Raw genomic sequence first — 17,817 nt, forward strand, 5'->3', positions numbered from 1 at the left:
CCACAATTAATATAAATTATATCTATAGGGAATGAAGTGCTCCCACGTTTATTAACGAAACCGCTTATTATAAGCTGATGACTTCTGCGTTTTTAGCGCAGAGTTGTCAGCTTTTTTAGTGGCAGAGCGCATGGAGGAGAAATGATGATTCTTAGTTTCGCAATTGTAATATTAATGGGGACCTTATTTGGTAGTGTGTGTCAGCGATTAAACCTTCCGCGCTTGATCGGATATTTGTTAACGGGTCTTTTGTTTGGTCCCTACATTTTTAATGGTTTTGATGCAAAATTCTTATCAATTTCATCAGAAATACGTCAAATAGCGCTGTTGATTATTCTGCTTCAAGCAGGACTTTCATTGGATGTAAGTGATCTTCGAAAGATGGGAAAAAAAGCAATATTGATGTCATTTGTACCCGCGTGTTTTGAAATGACGGCTACATTTTTTGTTGCGCAATTCATTTTTGGATTGCCACCACTCGATGCTGCAATTCTAGGGGCTATCATCGCTTCGGCCTCACCCGCAGTTATTGTACCGCGCATGCTACGACTTATGAAAGAAGGCTATGGAACTGAAAAGGCAATACCACAGCTAATTTTGACTGGGGATTCAATCGACGATGTTTTTAATATTGTAGTATTTTCGTCACTTCTCAGTCTGCATGGTGGTGCAAATATTTCACTGTTTCAAATCATTCTCATTCCAATCTCTGTCATTTTAGGAATCGGATTGGGGATTCTTGTTGGCTATGTTTTACGGAGTCTATTAGTCAGACTTGAAGGACATGTAATGTATCAGGTGCTTACGGTCTTTGGCGTGAGCTGTTTGTTAGTATCACTTGAACCCTTTGTGGAGATATTTATTCCGTTTTCTGCCCTCATTAGTATTATGGCATCAGGGGTAACATTACTGAAACTCGAACCAACAATTGCGGACTCCGTTTCACATGTGTTCTCAAGAATATGGATTGGTGCTGAGATGTTTCTCTTTGCACTCGTGGGTGCAAGTGTTGATATTCGGCTGGTTGGTGTCGCTGGGGTTGGGGCAATCCTAATGTTAATCATCGTTTTGATGGTACGTGCAATAGGGATTAATGCATGTTTAATTGGCAGTGGCTTCACACGTAAAGAACGTGTGTTCTGTATGATCACTGGAATCCCCAAAGCAACAGTACAAGCGGCAATAGGAGGCATTCCTTTGGCAATGGGATTTGCAAATGGAGGTCTCATCCTGGCCATTGCTGTGATTGCCATTATTACTACCGCACCGTTTGGAGCATATCTCATTGATAATAGCTATAAACACCTTTTAACCAAGTCTATGTAAACCGGTAAAGTAATCTGTAGATTTTGTGGTATGATAATACTAACAGAAAGAATTTGTGGAGGAATAGTATGAAAAAATTACGACTGGCTTTAATTGGCACGGGATTTCTAAACAGTATTGTTGCACAAGCTTACCTGGATGGGTATTTACCAGAATATGAACTTGTCGGTGTGTTGGGAAGACATTATGAGAAAACACAAGCGTTTGCAACGAAATATGGATGCACGCCGTGTGCACGCATTGAAGATTTAATGGCCCTCGAACCAAACTACACCGCAGAAGCAGCATCGGGACAATCTGTCGTTGACTATGCAGAAACGGTTTTGCGTTCGGGATCAAATTTTATCATTTTATCTATTGGCGCGTTTGCTGATGCGCGCTTTTATCAACACATTCAACATGTTGCCCGCTCTGTTGAGCGCAAGGTTTACATTGCGAGTGGTGCAGTTGGTGGTTTTGATATCTTAAGAACTGCAGCACTAATGAGTCCAATCACTGTCCAAATGGGTGGTAAGAAATCACCGCAAGCTGTAGCAAGGACATCATTGAACCGTGTGGGACTGCTCGATATTACAGAACCCACAGAAGTATTTACAGGCTCAACCAAAGAAGCCATCGCGGCATTACCAACACATGTAAATGTTGCGGTAGCAACTGCTCTAGCAAGTGCTGGACCGGAAGATACACATATACGTATCGAAGCAATCCCGGGTTTTGTAGGGGATGAGCATCGTATCTGTTTGAATGGTGAAGAAGTAACTACGGATCTAAAAATATACAGTAAGACAAGTAAAGTTGCAGGGTGGAGTATCGTTGCAGTACTTCAAAATATCGTTGCACCAATTGTGTTTTAGGAGGCCCTATGTTTAAGAAAATTGTAGCGATCGAACCGGTAAGTCTTGTACCCACAGCAATCGAGCAACTTCATCACGTTGCCCATGAAGTGGTTATGTACGATGACATGCCTTCATCCGATCAAGAAATAATAAATAGAATAGCGAATGCAGATGCTGTACTCGTCAGCTATACAACAACCATTAACAAATTTGTCCTTGAGTCATGCCCCAACATTCGTTATATTGGCATGTGTTGCAGTCTGTATTCACCAGAAAGTGTGAACGTCGATATTCATGCCGCCAATGCACTTGGAATAACAGTAAAAGGTGTTCGCGATTACGGTGATGAAGGCGTTGTGGAGTATGTGATAAGTGAGTTGGTACGATATTTACATGGTTTTGGTGGTAAGCAGTGGCAAGACTTACCAATCGAAATCAGTGGGTTGAATGTAGGGATTGTTGGATTGGGCACATCGGGTATAATGATTGCGGATGCTCTAAAGTTTATGGGAGCAAACATTCATTATTTCAGTCGGACACGAAAATATGATCAAGAAGGCAAAGGTTACACATATTTACCATTCCACCAATTGTTGGAGACCGTAGATGTTGTGTTCTCATGTCTCAATAAGAATGTGATCCTCTTTGATCAAAAAGCATTTGAATCACTGGGAAATGGTAAAATCTTCTTCAATACATCGATTGGTCCAAGTTTCGAAGATGCTGCCCTTGAAAATTGGCTTGATACGGGAGATAATGAATTCTTCTGTGATTCTGAAGGTGCGATTGGATCTCTTGTAAATCATCCCCATGTTAACTGTATGGGCGTATCGTCGGGACGTACAAGGCAAGCATTTGAGCGTCTTAGTAAAAAAGTAATTGAAAATATCGACGCATATCTCTTTGAACATTAAAAGAATACCGACAGCAGATGTATGTCGGTATTCTTTTATTTTATACGTATATCACCGCTGGATGTTTCAAGGGAGATAATGTTTGGATTGGAAACACAATTATTATTTTTGAGTTCGATGCTTCCAGAATTTGTCTTTGTCTCAAAACAATAGACTGTTGCTGATTTAATCTCAAGTTCAATGGAACCAGATGTCGTATTGAATGATGAGGAATCACTGAAGTTGAGCACGTCAACTTCAATATCGCCAGATGAAGCTTGAGCCTTAATGACGCCATCGAGACTTTTAATTTTCGTTGAACCCGATGTCGTTGACGTGCTTCCAGAACCAAGAAGTGATTCAATCTCGATATCTCCAGAAGATGTTGATACGTTATATACACCGATAATGCTGTCAATCTCAATACTTCCAGATGTTGAAGATGCCGCGATTGAGTCACCTTCCAATACCTTACCCTCAATGTCACCGGATGTGACATCCAAGAGAATCTTTTCGGCATTCAATCGATCAAATTTAAGCTGTCCTGATGTCAGTCTTGCTTGAATTGTTGCAAATTTACTGTCGGGTATCGTTACTTCAATGTGATTAATTTGATGAGACATGAAATTAAAGTTGAAATTGAAATCTTCCGATGGTCCTTTAAGATCGAGTTTGCCGTTGGCCACGCTGATTGCGTAGGTTCCTGTGTCCATATTACTGATATGTTTTACAGTAATTATTTCAGAATTACCACCATTAATAAGTTCGAAGTCCATACTACCAGAACTAATCTCAATCGTGTTGACATCCTTAACAGGAATTGTATCTTCTTTGATAACAGATGCGGTATCACGAATTGGCGAATCACTGCCAAGATTAATTGGTTTGTTGATTCTGCGGAATATGAGTGCGCTGATTGCAACAATTAATAGGGTTACAATCACAATCATTCCGAGTGTAAGTTGTTTTTGACGTTTCATGATTGCTCCTCTCTCAGTGTAAGTACCAATGTAACGATTTGAGACAGACCAGCAGCAACTACAAACGACAACCATCCATAACGATAATTACCCATCATAAAGAAACTGAGGACTGCGAGTGACCAGATAACTGAGTTCGCAAAATTCTTAATCTGTTGGTTGCTCTCGCGAGTAGTCAATGTAATACCATTTTTCTCAAGTGTATTGAGGTGTTGGTAGTAAAGCAGTAGATCAGCAAGCTGTGTCACAAGATAGGCAACAATGAATAAGGTCCAACTCATTCGAATTCTATTCATCGATAGCACAAAGAACAGGAGTGTGGCGCCTATCCATATGATGGCATGGATTGAATCACGAATGCGCTTTGACTTTGGCGTTTCTGCAACACTTTTAGGTGTTGGTTGCTCTTCAGTTGGTTTTGAAATGGAAACCAATAACATAACTCCGATTGCGATCATCGTGAACATGATGGCGACTCCAAAAACGGCGTATTTTTCAGCAAACTCTCCGAAGAGAATGACAGGAATTACTGCGGTAATAAAGAGGAAAATTGCAGTACCTTTTTTCATATTATCAGACGTTTGTCCGTGGATATTAATTTCAACGGTTTGTTTGATGGTGTTCTCAGTTGAAGAAAGATGAATCAATTCGTCAACATCACCAATTCCAGATACAACCTTCTTGTAGGCAACGTCGGGGTCATTTCCTTCCGATAAAAGGTCATGATATTTTTCATTCAAATTTATCGAGAGTTCCTCTTTGGTCTCAAGAAGCTGCTCATTCATTTGAATATCATCAAACAAACGATCGACATATGCTGCAATTTTTTTATTCATGTTCTTTACCTCCTATAGTAATCAGTGCGTTAATCATAACTTGGGCTGTATGCCAGTCTTCGATGTTGCGTTCGTACGTTCGTTTCCCATCAATCGTGATGGTGTAATAACGCCGACGTGCTCCTGAATCTTGGTCTCCCCAGTAGGAACTAATCATTCCTTGATCTTCCAAACGTCTAAAGGCACTGTAAAGTGTTGCCTCCTTAAGTTCGTAGTCGCCATTCGTCGTTTCACGAACTGCTTTATTAATCTCATAGCCATAACTGTCTTTAATCATAAGTTGTGCTAGGATGATTGTTTCGGTATGTCCACGTATTAAATCCGATGTAATAGACATGCAATATACCTCCTGTGTTGATAATACTAATTTAACAGAAGATACTTCGCCTGTCAAGGTATCTCGAAGAACATATGATTTGCACACAAATGATAAGATTGATGACATCAAAGCGTTATTTAAGAGCGAGTGACAATAACGGTCATGGGAACATGGTACGATGAAAAGAAAACAAAGGAGTATTTTATGGACATTACATTTTGGTATGTCGTTGCTAGTATTATTCTCATTATAATTGTCTTACGTATTTTTGCTTACATTCAAAAGCAGCAGATTTTAAGGTTAATTCGTACAGAATATGGTGTTAATCGTACACAGATATATGATGGTCGAAGAATTGATCAAGTCGCACGTTACTATTATCAGTTGCGAAGTGATAGTGTGGATACACTTGATGATCAAACCTGGTTGGATTTACAAATGAATGAAATTTTTAGAACACTTGATTACACCCAATCAAGTATCGGTTCGGAGTATCTTTACGCACAGTTACGCCAACAGAATAAAATAAATGCTAATCGTTTTGAAGAGCAAGTCACGTATTTTTCAAATCATCCAAATGAGCGGGAGGCACTACAATATGAATTTCGCATGATGAAAACAAAAGATGATAATAAATTTGTGGAACATATAGCTTCAGAGTCAGCATTTGCTTCATTCCAAACAGGTGTTGTCAGTTTTATGGGAATCATGGGATTCTTTACGACGCTGTACTGCATCCTTTATCCAAGTAGCGCTCTCGAAGACGGGTTGGGAATAATTGCTATCGGTATCATTCTTATTGGACAGTTTATGATGAGTTCTGCGATTTATGAGCGAACAAAAGATACCTGGGATACCATGATCATGTTCTGTAAAGTTTTTAAGAAACTTAAAGTATTGGAGAAACTTGATCCTAATGTGTTTGAAGACGAACTTAAAGAAGTCGCACGTATAAAAAAAGCAATGACATCGCATGCTTCATTTGTCGTTACGTATGTTGAGTTGACAATGGGGAGTTCCAGTGCGAATGCAATCTTCTATGTAATCGCAGCATTTTATGGACTTTATGGGATTGCATTGCAACAAGCGAAGAAATTATTCATCAAAAATCGTGGCGATATCTTATCATTGTACGACCTTATTGGTCATCTTGAGACGTGTATTGCGGTTGCTTCTTATCGACAGTTCAAGGGCGAATATTGTACGCCAACGTTCCATGACTCAGCTTCAATTAATGCTGTATCCGTATACCATCCTTTGATAAAAAAACCTGTCAAGAATACGAAACATGTTGACCGATTGTCAATGGTGACGGGTGCAAATGCGAGTGGAAAAACGACATTTGCCCGCACACTCGCGGTCAACGTAGTTTTGTCACAGACAATCAATACCGCAATGGCAACCGCGTTCCAATTTAAGTTAGGCAATGTCTATTCGTCAATCACGATATCGGATGATTTATTGGGAGGGGACAGTTTCTATATGGCAGAGATTAAGCGCCTTAAAGAAATGGTGAGTTTATCTCAAGGGGGAACCTATACCATGTTCTTTATGGACGAAATGCTTAAGGGGACCAATGCAGTTGAACGGATTGCAGCTGCATCAACAATATTGGATACATTTGCTCAAGGTGATTGTTTCTTATTGCTAACCACACATGATATTGAGCTGACACAACTGCTTGGAAGTAAATACTCAAACTATCACTTCAAGGAAGTGACAACAGATCAAGAAATTACATATGATTACCGTATTTATGATGGCATCACCACAGGAAGTAACGCAATCGCTCTACTTCGTGTGTGCAATTATGATGAAGATATCGTTGTGGAAGCACAAAAACGTGCGGACCACTACGGTGCTACAAATACATGGATTGCTTGAAATTTGAGATAGTAGGAGGAAATAGAAATGAATGATTTTGATATTAATGGTTTTTGGAAGCACGTCGCACTGCAAGATCCGCAACAGCTTAGTGCCTATTTCAATCCGGATGCTACGATTCTTTGGGAAGCTACCAATGAATCCTTTACAGTTGCATCGTATCTGCGCGCTAATTGTGAGTATCCAGGGCGCTGGCAGGGGACGGTGATTGAGGTGAAGGCGTGCCCAGATACACTTATGTCGATAACTAAAATTGATGAATTAGAGATGAAATTGTCGTTCTATGCAGTCTCATTCTTTACGATAAAAGACGGACTAATAACCCACTTACGTGAGTACTGGTGTGATATCACTGAGGCTCCGCAATGGCGCCAAAACTTGAGAATAGGGAAGGCAATTCGATGATTGATACAATTATTTCTGATTTGAAACGTGAAGCGAGTGAAAAACATCGTATGAACGTTATCAAGCTTGGTATTCCGGAGACAAACAGTTTGGGTGTCCCCACACCATTTATTCGTAAATATGCGAAAACACTAAAGAAAGATGATCGCTTGGCCAGATTGTTGTGGGATTCTGGGTATCATGAAGCCCGGATCCTGAGTGTTTTAGTTTATGATGCGCTCACTGTAACGCACGATGATTTGGATAGAATGGTTGCTGACATCTACTCATGGGATTTATGTGACCATTTTTGCAAAGAACTCGTGATTAAAACACCGTTTTATACATCATGTTTAAGTGCATGGATACAGGAGTCGAAAACGTATTCTGTGCGTGCAGCTTTTGTGATTATGTGTGCTGATATTGTCCACAATAACGACATCGAATATGAAACAATCGCAGATTATCTGGAACTCTGTCGTTCATACAGTGACAATGACTCGCTATATGTAAAAAAATCGATTTCCTGGGTAATGCGAGAAATTGGAAAAATAGATCAAGAGTGGCAGGAGCGAGTCATACTCCAATGCCATGATTTATTATCAAGTAATAACAGAGCCCAACTTTGGTTAGCCAAAGATGTATTGAAAGAAGTGGCGGATTTGGTCAAGGTGACGGGACGAAGACGATTGATATCAAAGCATTCAAAGATGGGGCAGCAAAGCAATCAATAAAAAGAAACGAGGAATATTATGAAAACACTGTTTGCAACGGTTGGTGTACCTGGAAGTGGAAAATCAACATATTTACATGATTTAGGGCTTTATGAACGCGGTTTTGTTTTAAGTACCGACGCAATCCGCAAACTTATCTCAGCGGAGACATACGAATGGAATGACGAAAACGGTCTGCAACTCTATACCAATGAATCACGTCATAAGACAAGTGAGTTAACCTTCAAAATGGTAAATCAACTTATTGAAAGTCGTTCTGAGCGGGGGATGACCACGATCCTCGATAGCACGTTGTGCAATCGAAAGACAATTAATGGTTTGATTCAAATGACCAAAAAGTTACGGATTCGACTCGTACTCATCGATTTTGATGTAGATTATGATACATGTGTTGCACAGAATATGCTGCGCGAGCACCCGGAGCGCGTACCACTCAATGTCATCGATCGCATGACAAATGCAAAGCAAGATGTACTCAAAATTGCACAAGACAAGAAGATTGAAATCATCAACTATCGCGATTTAGAGAATCGGTTTGCATCCAAGCCAACACTTGTGATTCCGGATGAATCACGTTTGATTGCCATTGGTGATATTCATAATGACTACTTATCATTACAAGAAATCGTCGCCACATTCCGTGAATCGGATGCGGTGTTTTTCCTTGGAGATTATATTGACCGAGGACCGCAACCATTCGAGACGTTAGAACTTTTGGGAAGCTTACTTAATCGACCGAATACATGGTTCATACGGGGGAACCATGATGAATCAATACGTCATATTGGTGAATACTTAAAAGATGGAAACTATCGTTTTAGTGACTTGGGTGATGCTACAAAAACTGGAGTACGCAAAACAGCCCAAGATACACTTGGAAAACTGATTGAACATTTCTATACACACCATATCCAAGCTGATGCAATTAAACAATTCGCAAGTACGATTCGTAGCTTTGAAAATCGCCTGCGCTCGTTTGCACATATTAAGTATCAAGATAAAGAATTCATACTCACACATTCAGGAATTGATAATGAAGTTGTATCCTGTGACAATTTGAATTTAGTGAATCTGGACAGTGTTACATTTGGATTGGGGTCCTATAAGTATGATATTGACCAAAAATATCGCGAAACACTTCCCCAAGCAATTCAAATCCATGGACATCAAAATAGTTATGATGGCAGTAATTATTGCCATTTCTCATCGTCGATAAACTTAAATCCTCTCAATGGAGAATCGGGCATTCGATGGTGTATTTTTGATGGTGATACTTACATTGCAGATACCGTGTATGTTCATTTTGACATGCCGAAAACTGTCGATGTAGGTCTCTTTATTGCACGCTCAAAAGGGAATTCTGATATAAACATTAAGTGGGATATTGGAATGGATGATATCGCCTCATTTAATTTTTCACGTGATGTATTTTACAACTCGAACTGGTATCGGGATGTCATGCTTGCGCGTGGTCTTTTTATCAATGTTGTAACTGAAACGGTAGTAGCTCGCGGTTTTGACAAGTTTTTTAACTTTAATGAAAATAGTTTTTCGAGTGAGAGAACCTTGGTTGATTCGCTATCGTATCCGCTGGTTGTCTCAAAAAAAGAAAATGGATACTTGGGTGTCCTTGGGTACGATGTGGCCAGTGATGCCCTTGTATTTGCATCAAAAACAACACTTAAATCAATGCATGCTGAACTTTTTGAAGCAATGCTTCGGTCTGTAATGATCGATGAACGCGGATTAAAAGACTTCCTTCACAACAATACGATGTCATTGATGTTTGAAGTTGTAAACCCCGAAAAAGATCCCCATCCAATCTACCCGCGTGATTTGAAGAATCGCTTGATAATTCTTGGTGGGATTGAAAGGGCCTTACATGAAGATTTAGATTTCTCGCAACAACCAAATCTTGACGCGTACTTCGATTGGAACCAACAAGACGTTGCAATATCGTATGTTGAGTATGAAACAATTGAACGTGATGAACACCTTACAATTGGTGAACAAAATCGTGCGTTCTTAAGAACTTACAGTAGTAAAAATGATTCAATTGATTTTGAAGGTTTTGTAATCAGAGATGTGAATGGATTGATGTTTAAGTACAAGAGTGTATTTTATCAGTTATCGAAAATGACAGTCCGTAATTTTGAAGCAAACCATTCCCTTGATTTCTTACGCAAAGGGCTTAAAAAGCGTGGTTTCTTCGAGGATGCGTTCTTGGAAGCGTATCTGGTCGATGTCGCATCTTATATCGAATGGGAGGGTCAAAAATGTTCGATTGATCGTCATGGATTACAGGAAACTGTGTACAAACATTACCGGAATGCAAAACCCTCACATGAATTTAGATATTAAGGGAGAATCGTTATGTATGATTGGTTTACAGTAACAACAATTAACGCAACGACCTTTGCAATCAGTGAGCTCCATCATTGGGAAAAAGTGCACTCGTTTCTTTTGATCGGAGAATCGAGAGCAGTCCTTATTGATTCAGGAATTGGTATTTACTCGATAAAAGAGGTAGTAGATGCACTGACATCACTTCCTGTGAGTGTAATTACCACACATGTCCACAGTGATCATATTGGAAATCACCATGAGTTTGAAACAATTGCAGTGCATGAACTCGAGGTAGATTGGCTGGTCCATGGTATTCCTGGCATTACACTTGAATCCATTCGAGAGAATGTAATTCGTGATGTGCACTATCCCTTACCACGTGGATTCGACATTACGACATTCGATCTTTTTAAGGGTCAACCCCAGTATGTGCTCAAAGACAATGAAATTATTGACCTTGGCAATCGTAAAATTAAGATTCTACATACACCCGGTCATTCTCCCGGTCATATTGCAATTCATGATTTACGAGATGGGTTGTTATTTACAGGTGATCTCTTGTATCTTGATACTCCAATTTATGCCTTTTATCCAAGTACAAATCCGCAAGATTTGGTCACATCCTTAGCGCGAATTGCGAGTATTCCAGACATCACCATGATTTATGGTTCACATAATACTTTGGGGATTACGAGTGACGTCTTGAGTGAAGTTGAAAAGGCTGTGGTCTTTCTACGTGATAATGATTTGATTCACTTTGGTACGGGTCTGCATACATTCAAGACAATTTGTATTCAGTTTTAAGTGACACTACTACCAGAGTATATATGTTTAGAAAATTACTGATTGACTCTAAACACCGCTTCAGTGTTATGATGCATTGAGAAATGGTTCAAAATATTCTTGAATGTAAGACAAGGCAGGTTGGTATGATCATAAATGAGATAGCATTGGGTGTTAGATTTCTCTTGGAAGTCTATGGCACACTCGCGATAGTATTTAATATCTTGAAGATGAAGCAAATGGGCTCACACCGTTATATCGTTGCAGTGCTCGCGTTATTCATCGTAATCGCACTTTGGATGCTGTTTGTATCACCAAAGGCATCGATCCAAGTGTCTTCACATGTTCGGTTCGCCATTGAGATTGTTATTATAGGTTTCTCAATACTCATGCAGTATATTGGTGGGCAAGAAATTGGTGCGCTCTTGTATATATTGCTTTATGCAATCAGTAAAGCAATAATTGCTTTTAATTGACAATTATTTCAAGGTATACTATGATGAAGATAACGAAAGGCGGTGCGAACATGCGTACAACTCCTACACATTAAATCATTCATAATAAAATAGGAGGAGTTTTGCCATGCTTAATATAACCGTCGGTGTTAAGTCACCACAGGGGCGCGAACTTGTCGCGCCTTTTTCTTTGTCTATAAATACAAAGGATAAGATTGCTGTAATTGGGGAAGAGGGGAACGGAAAAAGCCTGTTCTTTAAATCGCTAATACATGATTCAAGTTTAAATGATCTCGTTGTAGATCTCACATTGAGTCACACGAAAACAGTTTTTGGATATCTCTCACAAGATATTTCTAAGGAGTCACTCAATATCAGTGCGCTCGATTTCATGATCGAAGAGGATTGGGATCGCTATCAGTACCTCAATGAGAACCTTGAACGCATACTGCCACACTTAACGGATGCTGATTTAGACAGACCAGTTTCGTCGTTTAGTGGTGGAGAACGGGTTAAACTACAGATAATTCGCTTGATGATGCAACGTGTTGATTGTTACGTGCTTGATGAACCAACAAACGACTTGGACTTGCCAACAATTATATGGTTTGAAGACTGGTTACTTGCGCTTGATAAACCTGTGTTATTTATCTCGCATGACGTTCGTTTGATTTCGAATGTTGCCAATCGCATTGTCCATTTTGAACAAACACATCGCAAAACACGATCGCGTATTACAGTCTTTGAAGGCGACTATGCAACCTACGTAGCAACTCGCAATTCGCATATTAATCAGCACAACCAAAATGTTGACAATCTTGCGAATCAGAAGGCAAAACAGATGGATCGATGGCGCCAACTCTACAGCAAAGTAGAGCACAAATTGTCCACAAATACCCGTCAGAATCCAGCGAAAGGTCGTCTTCTTAAGAAGAAAATGAAAGCTGTAAAGTCAATGGAAAAGCGATTTGATCGCGAGGTTATTGATGATAAAATTGATGTTGAGGACGCGATTTCATTACGTTTTGAACCCAATAAAGGGGTACATCGCAAACGTGTAAAAACGATCGATGTAGACAGCTTGGATATTGCAGGAAAGCATTTGGGAGATAATTATTTCCTTGATATCTACAGTACGGATAAAGTCGCAATTATTGGTAGAAATGGTATTGGAAAGAGTACCCTCATCAATCGCGTATTTGCTGAACATGGTGCCATTATGTACCAGGATTACAGACGCAATCTAGATTATGATGCGAACCCAATTGATAATTGTGTACGCACTGGAGATCGCGAGGAACGAGGCCTGATAACCAATCACTTGGGAAGTCTTAAGTTTACAGAGACAGAAATGAATACGCCCATGCGTTACCTTTCAGGAGGGCAGAAAGCGAAAATATCACTTTTAAAACTTGTGTTACTCAAACCCGATGTTATCGTTTTGGATGAGCCATCACGAAATCTGAGCCCGTTGTCAGTAAGTGAAATTTACACCATGCTTCAGAATTATCAAGGTGCGATTGTTTGTATTACCCATGACCGTTCGCTTATTGATGCAGTTTTTAATCAAGTTCTAGAGTTTACAGAAGAAGGATTTAAAAAAATGCCAGTCGATTGACTGGCATTACTTTGTGGCTTCAAGTGTAATAATGTTGCCATTAGCATGGTGTTTAAACTGATAATTGGTTGAAATGATAACATCCTGAAAGCCAATGGTTTGAAGCAGTAAGGTCATTTCTTGAATTCCATACCAAACAATTGGGAAATTCTGTAACTCGGTGTCAATGAGTTCACCATCTTTCCACTTTTCGTATTTGATAAGTGAATGTGTAGTTTGCGTATGCCAATCCATGGACAGTGACTTCATCTCCCAAACGATCCCGCAATTTTCGGTGATGTTTACAAATGATGTGTGTGATGAACCGACAATAAAATCATCGGGAAGCAGGATATCGAAGATAAAGCGACCACCAGTATTCAGATGCGTGTAAATGTTTTTAACCATCGCAACCATGCTCTCATATTGAGTGATGAGACAGAAGGTCCCCGATGGCATAATGATGGCATCGTAGGAATGTTCGAGTGCCATTGTCATGGCATTATCATGGAAAATTACGGTATCAAGATTGAACTGATCGAGATTGCGTTTGTTTGATTGAATCATATTCCACGATGTATCAACACCATGGACTTTATATCCTTGTTGAAGTAAGGGTATCATGACGCGTCCTGTTCCGCTTCCAATTTCAAGAATACTTCCCGTAACATTTTTGAGTCGCTTTGCATAAAATTCAATGTCACCATCAATCGAATAACCGATTGGTTTTGTAATTTCATAAACCGCAGTACTTAAGGGACCATAATCTTTAAACATAAGAATCACCAGCCTTTCTTACATCATACGAACTCTCGATACTTAAGTCAATGAACTCGAGGTTAAACCTTGAAGATGATTGGATTGTTGTTGTACTAATGCAATCATTGTATTTAAAAGATCGTCTGGCTGAATGGCAATGATGGATGTATGAAATTTTAAAAAATATTCCGACATAAATTCGAGTTCATCGGGGTGGTAGTATCCGTTAATGTGCGCAGTATTGCCACATTCAGTGAGTGTCATATTTGGAAAAGCGTCTCGTTTATAGCGGTCAATAGCATCTGATTTAATGGAGACAGAAAACGGGATGGTTCGCTGAAATTGTTGATGCAGTGGTATGGAATTGGATGCAAAATCGTAGGTAAAATCATGGGCAAATTCGACAGGATTTATAATTTTATCGACGCGAAATGTTTTGATGTAATTCATGTCAATGTCAAAGGCTTGCAGGTACCAAAAGCCTTTTGTTGAACTCATGGTCAATGGATGAACATTACGCAGTGAATCTTTATATGTAAAGGAACAGTTTGAATTGTGTAAAATATGGTTGATGAGGAAATCGAGATGAGGTGTGTCTGCTTGCATTGTATCCATCGAAAAGGAGAACCGCGCTTCTAATTTCGAAATCGTATGCAATTCGCTTGCGGATAATCGTTGTCGATATTTGTTGGTGATGCTTTGGTACTCTGTGTTAAAAGGGAGCGGTTTAAATCCTTTTAGTGATTGAATTGCAAAGAAAATCGCAATAATTTCTGAGGATGAAAAGTAAACAGGTGGTGTGATATTGCTGTTTACAACTGTGTAGCCGCCGTGCTTTCCAGGATGAGAAACAAGTGCCGCTCCAAGTTCTTCAAGTTTTGTAATATCCCGTAAAGCGGTGCTCTTGGATATATTAAATGTCACCATTAAATCATTGAGTTGGAAATGTTTTTTATCTTTGAGGTAATACAGCATATCGTGAATTCGGTTTGTTTTACTCATAAATATCTCCTTTTACTCTAATGGTATCATACTATGACACCATTAAGTGATACCCTATTTATGAAGGGAGGTTTATTATGAAAGAATTATTCTTATGTTCATCATTTAAAGACGTTGACGCGTTATTTATACAGCACGTTCACAATCGGCACCGGGGTCAACGCGTTGCTTTTATTGCGACAGCAGCGGAGGTTGAGTCGTATCGGGGGTATGTATCGGCAGCACGAAGTGTGTTTGAGGTACTTGGAATTGAGATTGTGATGATTGATGTTCACAAACAAACCTATGAGGACATCGATTCTCATTTTTCCGTTTGTGATTACATTTACGTCTCGGGAGGAAATACTTTTTATCTTCTTCAAGAATTACGAAAGCATAACATTGATACATTAATTCGGACGTATGTGAATGCAGGTAAGGTATATCTTGGAGAATCTGCCGGTTCAATTATCATGGGGAGTGATATTTCCTATGTTAGGGGAATGGATGATCCTGAGAAAGCTGCAGAACTCAAAAGCACAAAAGGGATTGGGATGGTTGGATTTCATATTCTTCCTCACGATGGGTGTTCTCCTTTTGTGAAAGCGACGGCTGCGATTAGATGTAATTTTAAGGGCGATGGTTTGTTGCCGATTTCAAATTCTGAAGCGGTTTTTGTATGCGATGAATTCGTGAGCGTGTTAGCCATCAAATCATAAGCTATGTTATAATAATAGCAGTGAGGTGGGCTTATGTGGGAACTCTTGAAGATTGAACCAACTACAGATTTAGAAACAATACGTTTGGCATACTTTTCGTGTGTTCAAGAGGAAGGGGAATCAGAAGCATTAAATGGCGCATACAATGATGCATTGAATGCAGCAATTACTGCACAAGAATCAGTCCCTGTACCTAGCGAAACATTAAAAACCCTGGATGTGAGTGAAAGTGATGCGTGGCAAGCGTGGTTTGCGTCAATCGAAGACTATCCACTTAAAAGTGATGCGTTGATGGTTGCAATTCATCGAGAGTTGGCGCGTGTACCGGTAGAGAGAATTTCGGTGGATACGATGACTGGAGTTGTGATACCTGGCATTATAAAACTTCAAAAATTTTCTCCAGAAACACAAACGTTGTTTACCGATACAGTTCATCGCTATGAATCCATAGCCTCGTTTCGTGCGCGCAATCGATCTGCTTGGGACAGTTTACGCGGTGACAAACGTTCTGTGAAAATGGAGCGACGACGCAAGTTCCGTGTATTTCTAACATATTTCAATAAATTTGTGTACATCATGGGTTGGATTTTTATTGTGATTTTACTGTTTATGTTGCTTAATCGGGGTCGAGGAGAGGCGCGCCCACATCGCCCAAGCAACTCTAATTGGCTTTTCCAAGAATCGCGAAGTTTACTATAAGCACGTTCATTGACTTTTACGTTGTTTGTCATATAATAGTCACGTACAATTAAATATGTATACAAGGGGTGCTCGCGTTTGTGGGCTGAGACGAAACCGATGGTTTTAAACCCTTAAACAGCATTTTGCTGTTTAGCACTTGATCCAGATAATACTGGCGTAGGGATGTATTAATTCGCAATTTTTGTGAGTCTTTTAACACCTCTTTTCGCTTGGAAAGAGGTTTTTTATATTTAGAGGAGGAAATTTATGAACGCAAGTATAGCATTACAAATATTACCGCATGCCGATACGAATGCAGAAACAGTTCGTATTGTTGATGAAGTGATTGATTATATTAAAAGTACCGGGTTGCATTACGCCGTGGGCGCTTTTGAAACCTCGGTTGAAGGGGACTTTGATACGCTGATGGAGATTATTAAAAAAGCACAGTTGATTGCGATCAATGCCGGGAGCACAAAGGTCTCATCCTACGTAAAAATTGCGTATGCCCCCGAAGGAAATCTTCTAACAATCGATGAAAAAATTAAAAAACACCAACAATAGGTACGTATTCCTTTTGTCAATTGGTAGTGTATTGGTTGTGTGGCAATTGTTGGTTTCGTTTGCAGTTGTCCCACGCTTTATGTTACCGTCACCATTTGATGTTGTTGCGGCATTAATTGGTGAATTCCCTATCTTAGTATTGCATGCACGAACAACATTGTTCGAAGCATTTGTTGGTCTTTTGTTTGGCGTTATAATCGGATATGGTCTCGCGATTGTCATGGATCTTTGGGATCCAGTGTATCGTTTTCTATACCCTTTGATTGTTGTCACTCAGACAATTCCGACAGTTGCCACAGCACCCTTATTGGTACTGTGGTTGGGTTATGGTGTCTTACCTAAAATTACACTAATTGTACTAACGTCTTTTTTTCCAATTGCAATCGGATGTTTGGGAGGTCTTCGCAGTGTTGATAAAGACCAATTGAATTTACTGAAAGCAATGGGTGCTTCACGTTGGCAACAGTTTCGCTTTGCGAAATTTCCGCAATCACTGACATCCTTCTTTGCAAGTTTGAAAATCTCAGTATCGTATGCCATTGTTGGAGCTGTTATTGCCGAATGGTTGGGAGGAAATGATGGTCTTGGGGTTTATATGACGCGTGTTCGAAAGGTATTTGCCTTTGATAAGATGTTCGCGGTCATTGTGGTTATTTCTGTGTTAAGTCTGTTAATGATGGCGCTTGTCAATTTCATTGAGAAACGTGCACAACCATGGAAAGAAAAAGAGTAGAGGGAGA

Annotated in this window: 19 protein-coding genes and 2 riboswitches; of the genes, 14 read left to right on the forward strand and 5 right to left on the reverse strand. The window is 39.7% G+C overall.

Annotation, left to right across the window (positions count from 1 at the left end; translation table 11 throughout):
* Positions 1 to 18 precede the first annotated feature (18 nt).
* Positions 19 to 94, forward strand: a riboswitch (Fluoride riboswitch).
* Between the two features lie 47 nt (positions 95 to 141).
* From G7062_RS03925 to G7062_RS03935, 3 genes are all read left to right on the forward strand, one after another.
* Entirely contained in the window at positions 142 to 1,326 is a 1,185-nt protein-coding gene (locus G7062_RS03925; RefSeq protein ID WP_166064623.1) for a cation:proton antiporter, read from the forward strand.
* Between the two features lie 68 nt (positions 1,327 to 1,394).
* A complete protein-coding gene (locus G7062_RS03930; RefSeq protein ID WP_166064624.1) occupies positions 1,395 to 2,180 on the forward strand; it encodes an aspartate dehydrogenase domain-containing protein in 786 nt (261 codons plus the stop codon).
* A gap of 8 nt (positions 2,181 to 2,188) precedes the next feature.
* Entirely contained in the window at positions 2,189 to 3,076 is an 888-nt protein-coding gene (locus G7062_RS03935; RefSeq protein ID WP_166064625.1) for a D-isomer specific 2-hydroxyacid dehydrogenase family protein, read from the forward strand.
* Between the two features lie 35 nt (positions 3,077 to 3,111).
* On the opposite strand, the gene G7062_RS03940 is transcribed toward G7062_RS03935, so the two are convergent.
* From G7062_RS03940 to G7062_RS03950, 3 genes are read right to left on the reverse strand one after another with little or no spacing between them, the layout of a single operon-like run.
* Positions 3,112 to 4,035, reverse strand: coding sequence for a DUF4097 family beta strand repeat-containing protein (locus G7062_RS03940; protein WP_166064626.1), 924 nt, complete (start codon positions 4,033 to 4,035; stop codon positions 3,112 to 3,114).
* Complete coding sequence (locus tag G7062_RS03945) at positions 4,032 to 4,871, reverse strand: permease prefix domain 1-containing protein (protein WP_166064628.1); 840 nt, start codon at positions 4,869 to 4,871, stop codon at positions 4,032 to 4,034. The genes G7062_RS03940 and G7062_RS03945 overlap by 4 nt, the downstream gene beginning before the upstream one ends.
* Positions 4,864 to 5,208: a PadR family transcriptional regulator gene (locus G7062_RS03950; RefSeq protein WP_166064629.1), complete on the reverse strand. Its 345-nt coding sequence runs from the start codon at positions 5,206 to 5,208 to the stop codon at positions 4,864 to 4,866. Before G7062_RS03950 ends, G7062_RS03945 begins: the two co-directional genes overlap by 8 nt.
* 186 nt (positions 5,209 to 5,394) lie before the next feature.
* Between G7062_RS03950 and G7062_RS03955 the strand changes: the two genes are divergently transcribed.
* The 7 genes from G7062_RS03955 (at position 5,395) to G7062_RS03985 (ending at position 13,394) form a co-directional block, all read left to right on the forward strand.
* Positions 5,395 to 7,074 (forward strand): hypothetical protein, encoded by a 1,680-nt coding sequence (locus G7062_RS03955; RefSeq protein WP_166064630.1) that lies wholly within the window; start codon positions 5,395 to 5,397, stop codon positions 7,072 to 7,074.
* 27 nt (positions 7,075 to 7,101) lie between these two features.
* Positions 7,102 to 7,479 (forward strand): nuclear transport factor 2 family protein, encoded by a 378-nt coding sequence (locus tag G7062_RS03960; RefSeq protein WP_166064631.1) that lies wholly within the window; start codon positions 7,102 to 7,104, stop codon positions 7,477 to 7,479.
* A complete protein-coding gene (locus tag G7062_RS03965; protein ID WP_166064632.1) occupies positions 7,476 to 8,192 on the forward strand; it encodes a DNA alkylation repair protein in 717 nt (238 codons plus the stop codon). Before G7062_RS03960 ends, G7062_RS03965 begins: the two co-directional genes overlap by 4 nt.
* Before the next feature lie 18 nt (positions 8,193 to 8,210).
* The gene (locus G7062_RS03970) at positions 8,211 to 10,553 is read left to right on the forward strand and encodes an RNA ligase (RefSeq protein ID WP_166064633.1); all 2,343 of its coding nucleotides are present in this window, start codon (positions 8,211 to 8,213) and stop codon (positions 10,551 to 10,553) included.
* Between the two features lie 12 nt (positions 10,554 to 10,565).
* Positions 10,566 to 11,342, forward strand: coding sequence for an MBL fold metallo-hydrolase (locus G7062_RS03975; RefSeq protein ID WP_166064634.1), 777 nt, complete (start codon positions 10,566 to 10,568; stop codon positions 11,340 to 11,342).
* Positions 11,343 to 11,467: 125 nt separating this feature from the next.
* Positions 11,468 to 11,797 carry a YrdB family protein gene (locus G7062_RS03980; RefSeq protein WP_166064635.1) on the forward strand — a complete coding sequence of 110 codons (330 nt, stop codon included), beginning with the start codon at positions 11,468 to 11,470 and terminating at the stop codon, positions 11,795 to 11,797.
* Positions 11,798 to 11,903: 106 nt separating this feature from the next.
* Positions 11,904 to 13,394 carry an ATP-binding cassette domain-containing protein gene (locus G7062_RS03985; protein WP_166064636.1) on the forward strand — a complete coding sequence of 497 codons (1,491 nt, stop codon included), beginning with the start codon at positions 11,904 to 11,906 and terminating at the stop codon, positions 13,392 to 13,394.
* Positions 13,395 to 13,400: 6 nt separating this feature from the next.
* Here G7062_RS03985 and G7062_RS03990 read toward each other — a convergent pair whose 3' ends face one another.
* Together G7062_RS03990 and G7062_RS03995 are read right to left on the reverse strand one after the other, a co-directional pair.
* Positions 13,401 to 14,150 (reverse strand): bifunctional 2-polyprenyl-6-hydroxyphenol methylase/3-demethylubiquinol 3-O-methyltransferase UbiG, encoded by a 750-nt coding sequence (locus G7062_RS03990; RefSeq protein WP_166064637.1) that lies wholly within the window; start codon positions 14,148 to 14,150, stop codon positions 13,401 to 13,403.
* Between the two features lie 42 nt (positions 14,151 to 14,192).
* Complete coding sequence (locus tag G7062_RS03995; protein ID WP_166064638.1) at positions 14,193 to 15,134, reverse strand: YafY family protein; 942 nt, start codon at positions 15,132 to 15,134, stop codon at positions 14,193 to 14,195.
* Between the two features lie 77 nt (positions 15,135 to 15,211).
* On the opposite strand from G7062_RS03995, the gene G7062_RS04000 reads away from it, so the two are divergent.
* The 4 genes from G7062_RS04000 to G7062_RS04015 all read left to right on the forward strand — a co-directional run bounded on the left by G7062_RS04000 (position 15,212) and on the right by G7062_RS04015 (position 17,810).
* A complete protein-coding gene (locus G7062_RS04000) occupies positions 15,212 to 15,832 on the forward strand; it encodes a Type 1 glutamine amidotransferase-like domain-containing protein (protein ID WP_166064639.1) in 621 nt (206 codons plus the stop codon).
* Positions 15,833 to 15,865: 33 nt separating this feature from the next.
* Positions 15,866 to 16,531: a hypothetical protein gene (locus G7062_RS04005; protein ID WP_166064640.1), complete on the forward strand. Its 666-nt coding sequence runs from the start codon at positions 15,866 to 15,868 to the stop codon at positions 16,529 to 16,531.
* Positions 16,532 to 16,585: 54 nt separating this feature from the next.
* Positions 16,586 to 16,714, forward strand: a riboswitch (TPP riboswitch).
* A gap of 66 nt (positions 16,715 to 16,780) precedes the next feature.
* Complete coding sequence (locus tag G7062_RS04010; protein ID WP_166064641.1) at positions 16,781 to 17,077, forward strand: thiamine-binding protein; 297 nt, start codon at positions 16,781 to 16,783, stop codon at positions 17,075 to 17,077.
* Entirely contained in the window at positions 17,049 to 17,810 is a 762-nt protein-coding gene (locus G7062_RS04015; protein WP_166064642.1) for an ABC transporter permease, read from the forward strand. The genes G7062_RS04010 and G7062_RS04015 overlap by 29 nt, the downstream gene beginning before the upstream one ends.
* Positions 17,811 to 17,817 lie beyond the last annotated feature (7 nt).

The sequence above is a fragment of the Erysipelothrix sp. HDW6C genome (assembly GCF_011299615.1).
In the GTDB taxonomy this organism is placed as follows: Bacteria; Bacillota_I; Bacilli_A; order Erysipelotrichales; family Erysipelotrichaceae; genus Erysipelothrix.

Excerpts from the sequence above, each read along its gene's own strand:
- G7062_RS03925 (WP_166064623.1), top strand. The coding sequence starts at position 142 with ATGATGATTCTTAGTTTCGCAATTGTAATATTAATGGGGACCTTATTT.
- G7062_RS03930 (WP_166064624.1), top strand. The coding sequence starts at position 1,395 with ATGAAAAAATTACGACTGGCTTTAATTGGCACGGGATTTCTAAACAGT.
- G7062_RS03935 (WP_166064625.1), top strand. The coding sequence starts at position 2,189 with ATGTTTAAGAAAATTGTAGCGATCGAACCGGTAAGTCTTGTACCCACA.
- G7062_RS03940 (WP_166064626.1), bottom strand. The coding sequence starts at position 4,035 with ATGAAACGTCAAAAACAACTTACACTCGGAATGATTGTGATTGTAACC.
- G7062_RS03945 (WP_166064628.1), bottom strand. The coding sequence starts at position 4,871 with ATGAATAAAAAAATTGCAGCATATGTCGATCGTTTGTTTGATGATATT.
- G7062_RS03950 (WP_166064629.1), bottom strand. The coding sequence starts at position 5,208 with ATGTCTATTACATCGGATTTAATACGTGGACATACCGAAACAATCATC.
- G7062_RS03955 (WP_166064630.1), top strand. The coding sequence starts at position 5,395 with ATGGACATTACATTTTGGTATGTCGTTGCTAGTATTATTCTCATTATA.
- G7062_RS03960 (WP_166064631.1), top strand. The coding sequence starts at position 7,102 with ATGAATGATTTTGATATTAATGGTTTTTGGAAGCACGTCGCACTGCAA.
- G7062_RS03965 (WP_166064632.1), top strand. The coding sequence starts at position 7,476 with ATGATTGATACAATTATTTCTGATTTGAAACGTGAAGCGAGTGAAAAA.
- G7062_RS03970 (WP_166064633.1), top strand. The coding sequence starts at position 8,211 with ATGAAAACACTGTTTGCAACGGTTGGTGTACCTGGAAGTGGAAAATCA.
- G7062_RS03975 (WP_166064634.1), top strand. The coding sequence starts at position 10,566 with ATGTATGATTGGTTTACAGTAACAACAATTAACGCAACGACCTTTGCA.
- G7062_RS03980 (WP_166064635.1), top strand. The coding sequence starts at position 11,468 with ATGATCATAAATGAGATAGCATTGGGTGTTAGATTTCTCTTGGAAGTC.
- G7062_RS03985 (WP_166064636.1), top strand. The coding sequence starts at position 11,904 with ATGCTTAATATAACCGTCGGTGTTAAGTCACCACAGGGGCGCGAACTT.
- G7062_RS03990 (WP_166064637.1), bottom strand. The coding sequence starts at position 14,150 with ATGTTTAAAGATTATGGTCCCTTAAGTACTGCGGTTTATGAAATTACA.
- G7062_RS03995 (WP_166064638.1), bottom strand. The coding sequence starts at position 15,134 with ATGAGTAAAACAAACCGAATTCACGATATGCTGTATTACCTCAAAGAT.
- G7062_RS04000 (WP_166064639.1), top strand. The coding sequence starts at position 15,212 with ATGAAAGAATTATTCTTATGTTCATCATTTAAAGACGTTGACGCGTTA.
- G7062_RS04005 (WP_166064640.1), top strand. The coding sequence starts at position 15,866 with ATGTGGGAACTCTTGAAGATTGAACCAACTACAGATTTAGAAACAATA.
- G7062_RS04010 (WP_166064641.1), top strand. The coding sequence starts at position 16,781 with ATGAACGCAAGTATAGCATTACAAATATTACCGCATGCCGATACGAAT.
- G7062_RS04015 (WP_166064642.1), top strand. The coding sequence starts at position 17,049 with ATGAAAAAATTAAAAAACACCAACAATAGGTACGTATTCCTTTTGTCA.